The sequence below is a fragment of the Microbulbifer variabilis ATCC 700307 genome (assembly GCF_000380565.1).
Taxonomy (GTDB): Bacteria; Pseudomonadota; Gammaproteobacteria; order Pseudomonadales; family Cellvibrionaceae; genus Microbulbifer; species Microbulbifer variabilis.
Window position 1 is genome coordinate 323,845 of the sequence record NZ_AQYJ01000027.1, and the last position, 13,047, is coordinate 336,891.

Genomic DNA, 13,047 nt, shown 5'->3' on the forward strand with positions numbered 1-13,047 from the left:
CGCCTTGTTTGTCAGTTATTCGATTAAGTGGTCAACGACCGTGTCAGTAACTTTACGTCCTCACGGATATCCGCGTCGGACTCCTGCAGTTCGCGGATTTTACGGCAAGCGTGCAGGACAGTTGTATGATCCCGCCCGCCGAAGGCATCGCCGATCTCCGGCAAACTATGATTGGTGAGCTCCTTGGCCAATGACATGGCAACCTGGCGCGGCCGCGCGACGGAACGACTGCGTCTTTTAGAGAGCAGGTCCGCTACCTTAATCTTGTAGTATTCGGCAACCACTCGCTGAATATTGTCCACGCTTACTAATCGGTCTTGCAGGGCCAATAAGTCCTTTAAAGCCTCACGCACCAGAACATCATCAATTGCGCGACCGGTAAACTGGGCATTTGCAATCACCCTGCGCAGAGCGCCTTCCAGTTCCCGGACGTTGGACCGGATACGCTGAGCAATAAAGAAAGCAGAATCGTGCGGCAATTCCACACCAAATTGCTCGGCTTTCTTCATTAATATTGCCACGCGAGTCTCCAGTTCCGGAGGCTCCACGGCTACAGTCAATCCCCAGCCAAAACGTGACTTAAGACGTTCTTCGAGGCCATCGATCTCTTTGGGGTAGCGGTCGCAAGTCAGAATAATTTGCTGCCCGCCCTCAAGAAGTGCATTGAAAGTGTGGAAAAACTCCTCCTGGGAGCGCTCCTTACCCGCAAAAAACTGAATATCGTCAATCAGCAGGGCATCAACAGAACGGTAATAGCGTTTGAAATCACTAATCGCATTAAGCTGCAGCGCCTTTACCATATCCGCTACAAAACGCTCGGAATGCAGGTAAACCACTTTGGCATTGGGATTACGCTCTAACAGGGCATTACCGACCGCATGCATCAAGTGTGTTTTACCAAGGCCGACGCCACCATATATAAAGAGTGGGTTATAAGCTCCACCGGGGTTATCGGAAATCTGCTGCGCAGCCGCAAGGCCAAGTTGATTAGATTTACCCTCAACAAAAGATTTAAAGGTGAAGTTACGGTTGAGCGAACTGCCATGTTTGATAGCCCCCTCTACCTCCACCTGGCGCGCCGGCGGTTCCGGAATTGAGCGTGCCATCTCACCCATAGCCGGAGGGCGCAGATCAGTGAGTGCCAGCTCCCCTGTCGTCATCTGCTCCGCAGTAGCCTCCTCTGCCACGGCCGGATGAGGGGTACCTCGCAAACCACTTCCAAAGGCTCCAACCGGCATGGGTTGCACGGGTAATGAAGAGGTCGCTGCAGATAGTGGGGAAGATGCTGTTGAAGACGGTGGTGGACTATGCCAATTGCCATTAGATGCCAAACCGCCGCGAGCCGCTGAAGTATCTGGTGATGCTGGTATAGCCGACGGTACCTTAGGAGGTATAGGTGTAGACGTCGGTACCGGTGACGGTGCGGGCTCGGCCATAGTTCGATTGCGCTGAAAACGCGCAGGGCGGCGCGCAGTAATTTCCAGGGCCACCTGCAGTGGCTGACCGGGAGAAAACTGATGCACGAGTTCACGGATACGATTCAGGAATTTTCCGCCAACCCAGTCCAACACGAAGCGGTTCGGCGCGATCAGGCGCAACTCGCCCTCCGCACATGCGGGATTGACGCGTAACGGTCTGATCCAGGTATTGAACTGCTGCGACGGTAGCTCGTCCTGCAAACAACCAGCGCACTGCTTCCAAACGGATTCAGTCAAGAAACCCCCCAAAACCCCAATATGGTAAGACCACTGAGAAAACGGCAAGACCGGACAAAGAAACGTCCGAGGCCGTCAAAATAAGATCGGCGCAGTATACCTTTCTAGCAGTAGGTTATCCACAAGAAAGGATACCTCTGTTGAAAAATAAGCGTAAAAAAGTCCACACAATCAAGCAATTGAACAACAATTAATCAGCTGTACGGTTAAGACATAAAAAATTATCCACAGATACCTGTGTATATCTTGGGATCAATCAGTGGGCATCGTGAGATACTTCAAGCGCCTCAAGGGCTTGATAAATTGACGGGAAATAGAACGCAAAATTTGTCAGCGAAGGAACCGAATTTCCCCTGCCAGTGCGTTGCTTTCACTGCTGCCTTTCTATACAATCCGCGGCCTTCGCAGCGCGTAGCTCCGTCTGCCCCGGCTTTGTGCCGGACCGGAGTCCAGGCCGCGGCCGGGGATGGTCCCGAGAAACTTCGAACACAAAGTCTCAGGTAGCAAGACTATGAAACGCACATTTCAACCCAGCAACTTGAAGCGCAAACGCACTCACGGTTTCCGCGCTCGTATGGCAACCAAAAACGGCCGTAAAATCCTGGCCCGCCGTCGCGCTAAAGGCCGCAAAGTACTGTCTGCATAATATCTCTTCTTTTTAGAGATTCTCCCTATGCAGCAGGTGCGCAGCAGCTTTGGATTTGCCAAGACTCTGCGCCTGCTTAATGCGGCGCAGTATCGCAAGGTTTTCAATGAAAACGTTGTGCGCGCCGCGCATCCCCACCTCCTGATCCTCGCATGCCCCAGTGATTCTGAGCATCCGCGCCTCGGCTTGGTAATTGCCAAGAAGCATGTGCGCAACGCCTCCGACCGCAATCGAATCAAGCGAATTACCCGAGAAACCTTCCGCTTGCAGCAACACCAGTTGCCGCCGCTGGATGCTGTAGTATTGGCTCGCCCGGGGGTTGCAGATCTGGATAAGGCCGCACTGGCGAAGACACTAAACAAGCTCTGGCGCAAGCTGGCCAAGCGCGCGCAACAGCCACAATCGAAGTCATGAAGTGGCTACTGATCAAGCTGATACACGTCTACCGCTATCTGGCCAGCCCATGGGTAGGTAACCAGTGCCGCTTTTACCCAACCTGCTCGCGATACTCCGAAGAGGCGATTGAAACTCACGGAGCCTTAAAGGGGGGTTATTTAACTGCGCGCCGCCTTATAAAATGCCACCCCTGGCACCCTGGTGGACTGGACCCGGTTCCCCCCACCAAACACAAGAACACGCTCTAGGTATTAAGATGGATTGGCAACGCTATACGCTGCTCGGTGGAATTCTCGCGGTTCTCCTCGCACTTATCTTCCAGTGGAATGCATTTCAAGAGCAGCACACTCCTGAACTCGACCGCGAAACCATAGTTCACAACGATATACAGAGCGGCAACCAAATCCCGGCGCAGACCAGCGAAAACGGCAATGGCGATGTACCCCAACTGGAGTCTCAAGCGCCAGCAGAGACAGGCACCGAGGGCGGCCAACGCACGCTCATCAATGTCACCACCGACGTCTTTGATCTGCTCATTGATCCTCGTGGCGGTGATATCGTAAAAGTGGCCCTGCGACAGTTCCAGGAAAAACTGGATACGCCTGACCAGCCCTTAATCCTGTTAAACCAGACCCGCTATCACACCTATATCGCCCAGAGTGGTCTGATCGGTAACAACGGCACCGATAGCGCCGCTGGCCGCCCCCTATTTAAGGTTGAAAAGACCAACTACGCCATGGTCGAAGGGCTGGATCAGCTGATTGTGGACCTGACCCTGCAGCAAGAAGGTGCAAATATCACCAAACGCTACACCTTCAAACGTGGTGACTACCTCGTTCAGGTGGCCTACCTGGTAGATAACACCAGCGCCAAACCTTGGTCTGCCGCCATGTTTGGCCAGATCAAGCGCGATGCCAGTGAGCCGGTGACCGATACCGGTTTTGGTATGTCACCCTTCCTCGGTGCCGCTCTTCACACCAACGAAGAAAATTACTTCAAGCAGGATTTTGAAGAAATCGCCGAGAAACCCACCCGCACCACAGTGGAAGGCGGTTGGGTAGCCATGGTGCAGCACTATTTCCTTAGCGCCTGGATTCCCCCACAGGATGAACGCAACACTTTTGAGCTGCGCGAATTGTCCAACGGACTCTTCCGTATGGGCTTCACCGCCCAGCCGGTACAAATCCCCGCCGCGACTCAGGGCGAGCTGAGCGCTTCCTTCTATGCCGGCCCCAAGGATGTCTACCGCCTGGAGGAGATCTCACCCTATCTGGACCTGACCGTGGATTACGGCTGGCTGTGGTGGATTGCCAAACCGCTGTTCCGCGTACTGCACTTTATCCAGGAGCATATTGTCAGCAACTGGGGCTGGGCGATTATCCTGCTCACCGTATTTATCAAGACTCTGCTGCTGCCTTTATCCGCCGCAGGCACCAAGTCCATGGCTCGTATGCGCAAGTTTGCGCCGCAGATGAAAAAACTGCAGGAGCAATACAAGGACAACCGGCAGAAACTCGCGGAAGAGACCATGAAGCTCTACCGCCGGGAGAAGATCAATCCAATGGGCGGCTGTTTGCCAATCCTGTTACAGATGCCGGTATTTATCGCGCTCTACTGGATGCTCACTGAAACTGTGGAGCTGCGCCATGCACCCTGGATTTTCTGGATTCACGATCTATCGGCAAAGGATCCTTACTTTATTCTGCCGGTTCTGATGGGTGCCTCCATGTGGTTTATGCAGAAGCTAAACCCAGCCCCTACTGACCCCACCCAGGCACGTATCATGCAGCTGATGCCAGTAATGATGACCGTGTTTTTCCTGTGGTTCCCGGCCGGCCTGGTACTCTACTGGATTGCCAACAACCTGATCACTATCGGCCAGACCTGGTATATCAACAAGCAGGTAGATGCCGGAAAGTACTGATCTACCCACAGCAAGCACTATTAACAAGGGCCGCAAAAGCGGCCCTTTTCCGTTCTGTCGAGTAAACTCTGCCGATGAAACAACAAAGCCTCAATCGCGAAACTATCGCCGCCGTCGCCACCGCCCCTGGGCGCGGTGGCATTGGTATTATCCGTCTCTCCGGCGCCAATGCCCTGCAAGTTGCCCAAAAAATCTGCGGAGCAAAGCCCCTGGAGCCCCGCTATGTCCACTACCGGAATTTTTATCATGGCGAACAACTGATTGATCAGGGCCTGGCTCTGTTCTTTCCCGGCCCCAACTCTTTCACTGGAGAAGATGTGGTCGAACTCCAGGGGCATGGAGGCCCGGTTATTCTCGACCAATTACTACAGGCAGCCATTGAACAGGGGGCACGCCAGGCACGCCCTGGCGAATTCTCTGAACGGGCTTTTCTCAACGACAAAATAGACCTTACCCAAGCCGAGGCCATCGCCGATCTAATCGATGCAGGCAGCTCCCAGGCAGCGCGCAACGCCATGCGCTCACTACAGGGGGCTTTTTCCGAGAAGATTGAGGACCTGGTAGAGAGCCTCACCCACCTTCGTATCTATGTTGAAGCGGCCATCGACTTTCCGGAAGAGGAAATCGACTTCCTCGCCGATGGCAAGGTCGCCGCAGATATTGAAGCTCTACTAGCCCAGGTCACATCGGTAGAAGTTCAGGCCCGTCAGGGCGCCATCATGCGAGAGGGTATGCGGGTGGCCATCGCTGGTCGCCCAAATGCGGGAAAATCCAGCCTGTTAAACGCCCTCGCAGGGCATGATGCAGCTATCGTTACGGATATTGCCGGTACTACCAGGGATATCTTGCGCGAACATATCCACATTGATGGAATGCCCCTGCAATTTGCCGATACCGCTGGCCTGCGCGATGCACCAGATAAAGTCGAACAGATCGGAATTGAGCGTGCCTGGGTGGAAATACACCAGGCCGACCGAGTCCTATTGGTAATGGATGCAGAACAGCTGCACTCCCTGAATCCTACTGAGGCCTGGCCCGAATTCACCAATCAGCTAAACGACCTTAGCAAGCTGACATTGATTTTAAATAAGATTGACCTCACCGAATACAGTGCTGGCCTGCAAGCACATACCGAAGGCGTACCTGTCATCGCTATCAGCGCTAAGACAGGCGCGGGCCTCGATAGCCTAAGGGAGCACCTAAAGCAGAGCATCGGATTTAGCGGTGCAGCAGAAGGTAATTTCAGTGCCAGGCGCCGGCACCTGGACGCCCTGGATCGCGCTAAGGCCTTTATTGAGCAGGGACAGCAACAATTGCACTCTAGTGGGGCTGGAGAACTGCTAGCAGAGGACCTACGCCAAGCCCAACAGGCATTGGGTGAAATCACCGGGACAGTCAGTGCTGACGAACTTCTGGGCAAGATATTTGGCAGCTTCTGTATCGGCAAATAGTAAGCTGCCTGCTTCTCGCCGGTTTACTCTACACGGGGAGTGACCAAGAACTCCCCTTTATCCCCCGTATTTCCCCAGCTTATCTTCCCTGGCACAACATCCACACCCCCTGTACACAGGAAAACCTCAGAATTATTGAGGTGAATTAATTCTATCCCCACTTTTCCCGGACTTTTCCCCTGAACTCATTACACAGTCTGCTATGCAATGCCGCGAGGAAAGCAACCTCTGAGTATTCCATCAGCTTCCTCTCTCGGTAAGTTATACATGTCCACGGGGATTTCCCGTGGATAAAACTATTAATCCGCATCTCACGGTTAACTCACATCCTTGAGTCCTTATATTCACAGGTTTATACATTATTCAAGATTACACACAGGTATCCCTCGTAGAACCTTGGCAAAATCCCACTAACCCTAGTCGAAAAAATACTAGTGTGAGCAAAAAAGGGGATAAATACCCGTAAAGATGGCTAATCATATGATGATAACTTTGAGCCTAAGACTCGATACGCAAAGTTATCCCAAGTTTCCACAACGCCATACCCTACTTGCACCCCCTACTACCAAGGGGTTTAAACTGTAGTTTTACTTGATGTAAACCATTGATTTTAATGATTTTTTTTGTTTTATACCGCATTCCAAACGCGCTAATAAAAACAATAAAATCAAAACACTTCATATAAGAGATATATTCATTCTTTAATAAGAGCATTAAGAGATAAGTAATCTTTCATTCAAAAGGGCCTAAGCAAGACTCAATTTCCGCCTTGCTGGATAGGGAGCTCATACAAAGTATCTGAGAGTGAGAAAGATAAAAGACCAGCTATGACAAACAGCTAATTGCTGAGGGGCGTACACTGACTATAAAATGTGCGCCCCCAGTTGTAACCAGTAGCAGCCACTATGGATTTCCCCAAAAACTATGATGTAATCGTGATCGGCGGAGGCCACGCAGGTACTGAAGCCTCCCTGGCAGCCGCGCGAATGGGAGCTTCTACCCTGCTGCTGACTCACAATATCGAGACTCTTGGGCAAATGTCCTGCAACCCGGCCATAGGTGGCATCGGCAAGAGTCATCTCGTTAAGGAAGTCGATGCCCTCGGCGGTGCTATGGCAGCGGCAACAGACCTGGGCGGAATCCAGTTCCGGGTCCTCAATGCCCGCAAAGGTCCTGCGGTAAGGGCAACTCGGGCCCAGGCCGATAGAGCCCTGTATCGCGCTGCTATCCGTTCGATCCTGGAGGCACAGGAAAACCTGGAGATCTTCCAGCAAGCGGCGGATGACCTGATTGTCGAAGGTGAACGCGTTGTGGGCGTTGTCACCAATGCAGGTGTGCGCTTTCGCGCCAAGACAGTGGTACTGACCGCCGGGACTTTCCTCGGTGGGCGTATACATATCGGCTTGGATAACCACGCCGGCGGCCGCGCTGGAGACCCGCCCTCGATTGCCCTTGCAGATCGTCTGCGCGAACTGCCTTTCCGCGTCGACCGCCTCAAAACTGGCACCCCTCCCCGTATTGATGCCCGCTCGGTAGATTTCAGCGAGCTGGAGGAACAGTGGGGAGATAGCCCCACACCGGTGATGTCTTATTTGGGCAGCCGCGATCAGCACCCGCGCCAGGTCTGCTGCTGGATTACCCACACCAATGCCCGCACCCATGAAATTATCCAGGGTGGGCTCGATCGCTCGCCCATGTATTCCGGCGTGATTGAAGGGATTGGCCCGCGCTACTGTCCCTCCATCGAAGACAAGGTGCACCGCTTTGCGGACAAAGATAGCCACCAGGTGTTTATCGAGCCGGAAGGGTTGACCACCAACGAGCTGTACCCCAATGGTATTTCCACCAGCCTGCCCTTCGACGTACAGATTGAGCTGGTGCACTCCATCAAAGGCTTTGAAAAGGCGCATATCACTCGCCCTGGCTATGCAATTGAGTACGATTTCTTCGACCCGCGCGACCTTTTGCCGTCCCTGCAAACCAAATTTATCCAGGGGCTCTACTTTGCCGGACAGATCAATGGCACCACCGGCTACGAGGAAGCGGCTGCCCAAGGACTTCTGGCTGGTGCCAACGCCGCCCTACAGGCCCAGGAGCGCGAAGCCTGGTCCCCGCGTCGGGATGAAGCCTACCTGGGCGTGCTTGTGGATGATTTGATCACCAGTGGTACCAAAGAGCCCTACCGCATGTTTACCAGCCGCGCGGAATATCGCTTGCTGCTCCGTGAGGACAATGCTGACCTGCGTCTGACTGAAAAAGGCCGCGAATTGGGCCTGGTCAACGATACCCGTTGGGCCGCGTTCAGTGAAAAGCGCGAGGCGATCGCCCGGGAAACCCAGCGACTGCAAGATACCTGGGTGCACCCAAAGACGCCCCAGGCCGCCTCCGTAGAAACCAAACTGCCACAGCCATTGGCGCGGGAGTATAGCCTGATGGACCTGCTGCGCCGTCCGGAACTGGGCTATCAGGATGTGGCGGGCCTCAAAGGGGAAGCGGTAACCGACGAGCAGGTTGCCGAACAGGTGGAAATTTCGGCCAAGTACGCCGGCTATATCGATCGCCAGCGCGAGGAAATTGAGCGCTTGCAGGCCTACGAAGATACCCCGATCCCGGCGGACTTCGACTACAGCGATATTTCCGGTCTGTCCAATGAGGTTAAGCAAAAGCTGGGAGAGACCCGCCCGGATACCCTGGCGCGGGCCTCGCGGATACCGGGCGTGACGCCCGCATCCATATCCCTGCTGCTGATCCAGTTGAAAAAGCGCGGGCTGCTCAAGCGCAAAAAAGCGGTATAAATCGGTTGTCCACAGGGTATCCCGCGAGGCCCTGCGGGGTTTGAATTTCGCGGGACTACTGGGGGATAGACCCATTTCTCACTCAATGGAACAGTTTCGTCCGCGCCTGTTAGAGGCGGCGGCACAGATGTCGGTGACACTCAGTGACCGGCAGCAGGATCAGCTACTGGAATACCTGGCGCTTTTTGCCCGCTGGAACAGTGCCTACAACCTGTCCGCCATACGCGACCCGGAGCAGATGCTGGAGCGCCATATTATCGACAGCCTCAGTGTGGTAAATCTCTGTGGCGAAGGCTCTTTAATCGATGTGGGTAGCGGAGGCGGCCTGCCGGGAATTCCCCTGGCAATTGTGCATCCGGAGCGCGCCATCACCCTGCTCGACAGCAATGGCAAGAAGACCCGCTTCCTGTTCCAAGTGGCCAGCACCCTGCCCCTGCCCAATATCACGGTAGTCAATGAGCGGGTAGAAGCCTTTGTACCAGATCAGCCTTTTGCCGGTGTGGTTTCCCGCGCCTTTGCCTCCATCGAGGATATGGTCAATGGCAGTGAGCACATGTTGGCACCCAAGGGTCGTTTTTATGCCATGAAGGGCAAGCTACCTGAGGATGAGTTGAGCGCTCTGCCAAAAGGCATTAAGGTCGAGCAGGTGCACCGGTTGTCGGTGCCCGGCTGCGACGGTGAGCGACATATGATTCAGCTCTGTCGCACAGAATAAGATGATAGTTTGGCGGGTTTATCGCCCGCCCAATCCTGCTCCCCTATCGTGGGGCACAACAGCCGCCGCCCGAAGCCGAGCCGGCGTCGGGGCAAACGCACCCGGAAACAACAAAGGACAAGAATCTTGAGCAAGATATTTGCTGTGGCCAACCAGAAAGGCGGGGTTGGCAAGACCACTACCTGCGTCAACCTGGCCGCATCTTTGGTTGCCAACAAGCGGCGCGTATTGCTGATCGATTTGGACCCCCAGGGCAATGCCACCATGGGCAGTGGTGTGGATAAAAGTGACCTGGAGGTGTCCGGTTACGATGTGCTGGCCGCTGAATTACCCGTTGAGCAGGCCATTGTATCCACAGAGAGCGGTTTTGATTTGATCCCGGGCAACGGTGACCTGTCTGCGGCAGAGGTGGAGTTGCTGAATCTGGAGGGGCGCGAATCCCGCCTGCGCCGCGCCCTGGCTGCGGTGAGCAATCGTTATGACTACGTGATTATCGACTGTCCGCCATCGTTGAATATGCTGACGGTAAACGCCCTCTGTGCAGCTCACGGCGTATTGATTCCCATGCAGTGTGAATACTATGCCCTGGAGGGGTTATCAGCACTGGTGGATACCATCACCCAGATCCAGCAGGCCGCCAATCCGGACCTGAAAATCGAGGGCATCTTGCGCACCATGTACGATCCGCGCAACAGTCTCACCAGCGAAGTGTCGGCGCAGTTGCAGGAGTTTTTCGGCGATCGCCTGTATCGAACCTGTATCCCGCGCAATGTCCGTTTGGCAGAGGCTCCCAGCTTCGGCAAGCCGGCGCTGGATTACGACCGCCATTCGAAAGGGGCTATTGCCTACCTGGCACTGGCTTGCGAAATCAATCGCCGCCATCCCGCCAATCAATCTTCCAATAAGAAAAGCCGCCCTGTGGCGGAAGCCGTATAAGGGGTAATTACTATGGCCGCCAAACGCAAAGGACTGGGCCGGGGTTTATCCCACCTGATCAGCAATAAAAACAGCACCGCGATCGCCGAGGCTACCGGTGAAGCTGAAACCGAAACCGCCGTGGTCGACGGTGAGTTGAAGGAGTTGCCGATAGAGTTTTTGCAGCGCGGCCGCTACCAGCCACGCCGGGATTTTCCACAGGAATCCCTGCAAGAGCTGGCGGACTCGATACGCGCCCAGGGCATTATGCAGCCGATCGTCGTGCGCGGTATCGGTGAGCAGAGCTATGAAATCATCGCCGGTGAACGGCGCTGGCGCGCGGCCCAATTGGCGGGACTGGAGAAAGTGCCGGCGCTGGTGCGCAGCGTTTCCGATGAAGCTGCCATCGCTATGGCGCTGATTGAAAATATCCAGCGCGAAGACCTGAATCCGGTAGAGGAAGCTGTAGCCCTCAAGCGTTTACAGGATGAGTTCAAGCTGACCCAGCAGGAAGTGGCCGATGCGGTGGGCAAATCCCGAACTGCCGTGACCAACTTACTGCGCTTATTGAGCCTCAGCGAAGAGGTGCGCACTTTCCTGGAGCGTGGCGATTTGGAGTTAGGCCACGCCAAAGCATTGCTCGGTCTCTCCGGTGCCACCCAGCGTTCTGCCGCGCGCCAGGTAGTCGAGCGCAGCCTCACCGTGCGCCAGACAGAGGCGCTGGTGCGCCGCTTGCAGCAGCCAGCTGCCCCTGCGCCGGAAAAAGCTAAGCCCGATCCCAATATCCGCCGCCTTACCGAGCGCCTGGCAGAAAAAGTCGGTGTGCCCGTGTCTATCGATCATAACGATAAGGGCAATGGTCGCCTGGTGCTCAAATACACGACCTTGGAAGAGCTGGATGGAATCCTAGCCCATCTGGGTTACGCCGAAGATTGAGCCAACAAAGAAATGCGCGCCCTAGTGGCGCGCGCAATAACTGTTGGCAAATACTCACTGCGCTGGGCAATTCCGCCCAAAACCTCCCGAAAATCAAATAAGTTGGCGACATTTGCCGGTTGAATCGGCGATGCTGTTGCAGCATAATTCGCACGCCCAAATTTTGGGCGGACAGCGCAAAAAAGTCGGCTTATCCCGTCTATGACAAAACCCCCGGTATTACGAATAGCCGCGGTACAGCTTTTGCTGGTATCGGTGGCCAGTGCGGTACTGCACTTGAGTGGCAAACCGGTGACGGCGCTCTCCGTATTTATTGGTGGTGCATTATGTGCACTGCCTAGCGCATATTTTGGCAGGCGCGCCTTTCGCGACAGCGGTGCGCGCGCGGCCCCTCGTGTGGTAGGTAATTTCTACCGCGCGGAAACCGGCAAATTTATATTGACCATGGCAGGTTTTGCAGCGGTGTTTGCCACCGTCAAGCCAATAAATGCTGCGGCGCTTTTTATTAGCTACGCCCTCTGTGTAATCGTGCAGTGGATTTTGGTAGCGCGCATGGTCCGCTAGCCGGTGGATAAGAAAAAAGAATTCTTACTTTTACGATTGTTGAGGAACTATGGCAGGCGAAGCTCAAACCGCGACGGCGTATATCCAACACCACCTGCAAAATATGACTTATGGCAAGCTGCCGGCCGGGTATACCCGTGCCGATGGCACTGTGCTCAATGAGTCTACATGGACTATGGCGCATTCCTCCCAGGAAGCTGCGGATATGGGCTTTTGGGCCCTGCACGTAGATACCTTGGGTTGGTCTATCGGCCTCGGTCTGATTTTCTGCTTCCTGTTTGCCCGCGCGGCTAGGAAGGCCAGTGTGGACAGACCCACCGGGTTCCAGAGCTTTGTGGAGCTGGTAACCGAGTTTATTGACAAGCTGGTTAGGGAAACCTTCCCCCACCGCAACACAATGGTAGCCCCTATGGCGCTGACCATCTTTGTGTGGGTGTTCCTGATGAACCTGATGGACCTGGTACCGGTTGACTGGCTGCCGATGGCTGCCGCCAAGATCTCCGGAAATGATCACCTTTTCTTTAAAGTGGTTCCAACCACTGACCCCAACGCCACCTTGGGTATGGCTCTGGCGGTATTTGCGCTGATGATTTTCTTCAGTATTCGCGAAAAAGGTGCACTCGGCTTCCTAAAAGAGCTGACTCTGCACCCTTTCCATACTGGCAAGTTGTTCTTTGACATTCTGCTGATCCCGGTGAACTTCCTGTTGGAAGCTGTTTCTCTCATTGCCAAGCCGATCTCCCTGGGCCTGCGACTGTTCGGAAACCTCTATGCCGGTGAGATGATCTTTATCCTGATCGCGATTGTCTTCGGTGTGGGTGTCCTCGGCTTTATCGGTGCGGGTCTCCTGCATATGGGCTGGGCGATCTTCCATGTGCTGGTGATCATCCTTCAGGCGTTCGTATTTATGGTATTGAGCACCGTGTACATGGCGATGGCGCACCATCGCGACGATGAACACGAGCACGATCAATAAGTTTTTAACCCTTT

Annotated in this window: 12 protein-coding genes; 11 read left to right on the forward strand and 1 reads right to left on the reverse strand. The window is 54.5% G+C overall.

All coding sequences use genetic code 11. The features are described 5' to 3' along the window. Positions 1 to 23: 23 nt before the first annotated feature. Positions 24 to 1,715, reverse strand: a complete 1,692-nt coding sequence (gene dnaA, locus G367_RS0114590) for a chromosomal replication initiator protein DnaA (protein WP_040628923.1) — start codon at positions 1,713 to 1,715, stop codon at positions 24 to 26. A gap of 511 nt (positions 1,716 to 2,226) precedes the next feature. Here dnaA and rpmH point away from each other — a divergent pair. The 11 genes from rpmH (at position 2,227) to atpB (ending at position 13,033) form a co-directional block, all read left to right on the forward strand. Then, positions 2,227 to 2,361 carry a 50S ribosomal protein L34 gene (gene rpmH / locus G367_RS0114595; RefSeq protein ID WP_020413885.1) on the forward strand — a complete coding sequence of 45 codons (135 nt, stop codon included), beginning with the start codon at positions 2,227 to 2,229 and terminating at the stop codon, positions 2,359 to 2,361. A gap of 27 nt (positions 2,362 to 2,388) precedes the next feature. After that, complete coding sequence (gene rnpA / locus G367_RS0114600; RefSeq protein ID WP_020413886.1) at positions 2,389 to 2,775, forward strand: ribonuclease P protein component; 387 nt, start codon at positions 2,389 to 2,391, stop codon at positions 2,773 to 2,775. Continuing rightward, the gene (gene yidD, locus G367_RS25710; protein ID WP_083922742.1) at positions 2,772 to 3,005 is read left to right on the forward strand and encodes a membrane protein insertion efficiency factor YidD; all 234 of its coding nucleotides are present in this window, start codon (positions 2,772 to 2,774) and stop codon (positions 3,003 to 3,005) included. Before rnpA ends, yidD begins: the two co-directional genes overlap by 4 nt. 8 nt (positions 3,006 to 3,013) lie before the next feature. Further along, complete coding sequence (gene yidC, locus G367_RS0114605) at positions 3,014 to 4,681, forward strand: membrane protein insertase YidC (RefSeq protein ID WP_026305143.1); 1,668 nt, start codon at positions 3,014 to 3,016, stop codon at positions 4,679 to 4,681. 74 nt (positions 4,682 to 4,755) lie between these two features. Next, positions 4,756 to 6,132, forward strand: a complete 1,377-nt coding sequence (gene mnmE / locus G367_RS0114610; RefSeq protein ID WP_020413888.1) for a tRNA uridine-5-carboxymethylaminomethyl(34) synthesis GTPase MnmE — start codon at positions 4,756 to 4,758, stop codon at positions 6,130 to 6,132. A 905-nt stretch (positions 6,133 to 7,037) separates the two neighbouring features. After that, positions 7,038 to 8,927 carry a tRNA uridine-5-carboxymethylaminomethyl(34) synthesis enzyme MnmG gene (gene mnmG / locus G367_RS0114620; protein ID WP_020413889.1) on the forward strand — a complete coding sequence of 630 codons (1,890 nt, stop codon included), beginning with the start codon at positions 7,038 to 7,040 and terminating at the stop codon, positions 8,925 to 8,927. A gap of 85 nt (positions 8,928 to 9,012) precedes the next feature. Continuing rightward, the gene (gene rsmG / locus G367_RS0114625) at positions 9,013 to 9,642 is read left to right on the forward strand and encodes a 16S rRNA (guanine(527)-N(7))-methyltransferase RsmG (RefSeq protein WP_020413890.1); all 630 of its coding nucleotides are present in this window, start codon (positions 9,013 to 9,015) and stop codon (positions 9,640 to 9,642) included. Between the two features lie 126 nt (positions 9,643 to 9,768). After that, on the forward strand, positions 9,769 to 10,578 hold the full coding sequence (locus G367_RS0114630) for a ParA family protein (RefSeq protein ID WP_020413891.1): 810 nt from the start codon (positions 9,769 to 9,771) through the stop codon (positions 10,576 to 10,578). Between the two features lie 12 nt (positions 10,579 to 10,590). Continuing rightward, positions 10,591 to 11,493 carry a ParB/RepB/Spo0J family partition protein gene (locus tag G367_RS0114635; protein ID WP_020413892.1) on the forward strand — a complete coding sequence of 301 codons (903 nt, stop codon included), beginning with the start codon at positions 10,591 to 10,593 and terminating at the stop codon, positions 11,491 to 11,493. Between the two features lie 201 nt (positions 11,494 to 11,694). Further along, positions 11,695 to 12,057 carry an ATP synthase subunit I gene (locus G367_RS0114640; protein WP_020413893.1) on the forward strand — a complete coding sequence of 121 codons (363 nt, stop codon included), beginning with the start codon at positions 11,695 to 11,697 and terminating at the stop codon, positions 12,055 to 12,057. Positions 12,058 to 12,106: 49 nt separating this feature from the next. Continuing rightward, positions 12,107 to 13,033 carry a F0F1 ATP synthase subunit A gene (gene atpB, locus G367_RS0114645; RefSeq protein ID WP_020413894.1) on the forward strand — a complete coding sequence of 309 codons (927 nt, stop codon included), beginning with the start codon at positions 12,107 to 12,109 and terminating at the stop codon, positions 13,031 to 13,033. The last annotated feature ends 14 nt before the right edge of the window (positions 13,034 to 13,047 follow it).

Bases quoted from the DNA above. Each gene is read 5' to 3' on its own strand.
- yidD (WP_083922742.1), top strand. From the start codon at position 2,772: ATGAAGTGGCTACTGATCAAGCTGATACACGTCTACCGCTATCTGGCC.
- G367_RS0114640 (WP_020413893.1), top strand. From the start codon at position 11,695: ATGACAAAACCCCCGGTATTACGAATAGCCGCGGTACAGCTTTTGCTG.
- atpB (WP_020413894.1), top strand. From the start codon at position 12,107: ATGGCAGGCGAAGCTCAAACCGCGACGGCGTATATCCAACACCACCTG.
- mnmE (WP_020413888.1), top strand. From the start codon at position 4,756: ATGAAACAACAAAGCCTCAATCGCGAAACTATCGCCGCCGTCGCCACC.
- yidC (WP_026305143.1), top strand. From the start codon at position 3,014: ATGGATTGGCAACGCTATACGCTGCTCGGTGGAATTCTCGCGGTTCTC.
- rsmG (WP_020413890.1), top strand. From the start codon at position 9,013: ATGGAACAGTTTCGTCCGCGCCTGTTAGAGGCGGCGGCACAGATGTCG.
- rpmH (WP_020413885.1), top strand. From the start codon at position 2,227: ATGAAACGCACATTTCAACCCAGCAACTTGAAGCGCAAACGCACTCAC.
- rnpA (WP_020413886.1), top strand. From the start codon at position 2,389: ATGCAGCAGGTGCGCAGCAGCTTTGGATTTGCCAAGACTCTGCGCCTG.
- G367_RS0114635 (WP_020413892.1), top strand. From the start codon at position 10,591: ATGGCCGCCAAACGCAAAGGACTGGGCCGGGGTTTATCCCACCTGATC.
- mnmG (WP_020413889.1), top strand. From the start codon at position 7,038: ATGGATTTCCCCAAAAACTATGATGTAATCGTGATCGGCGGAGGCCAC.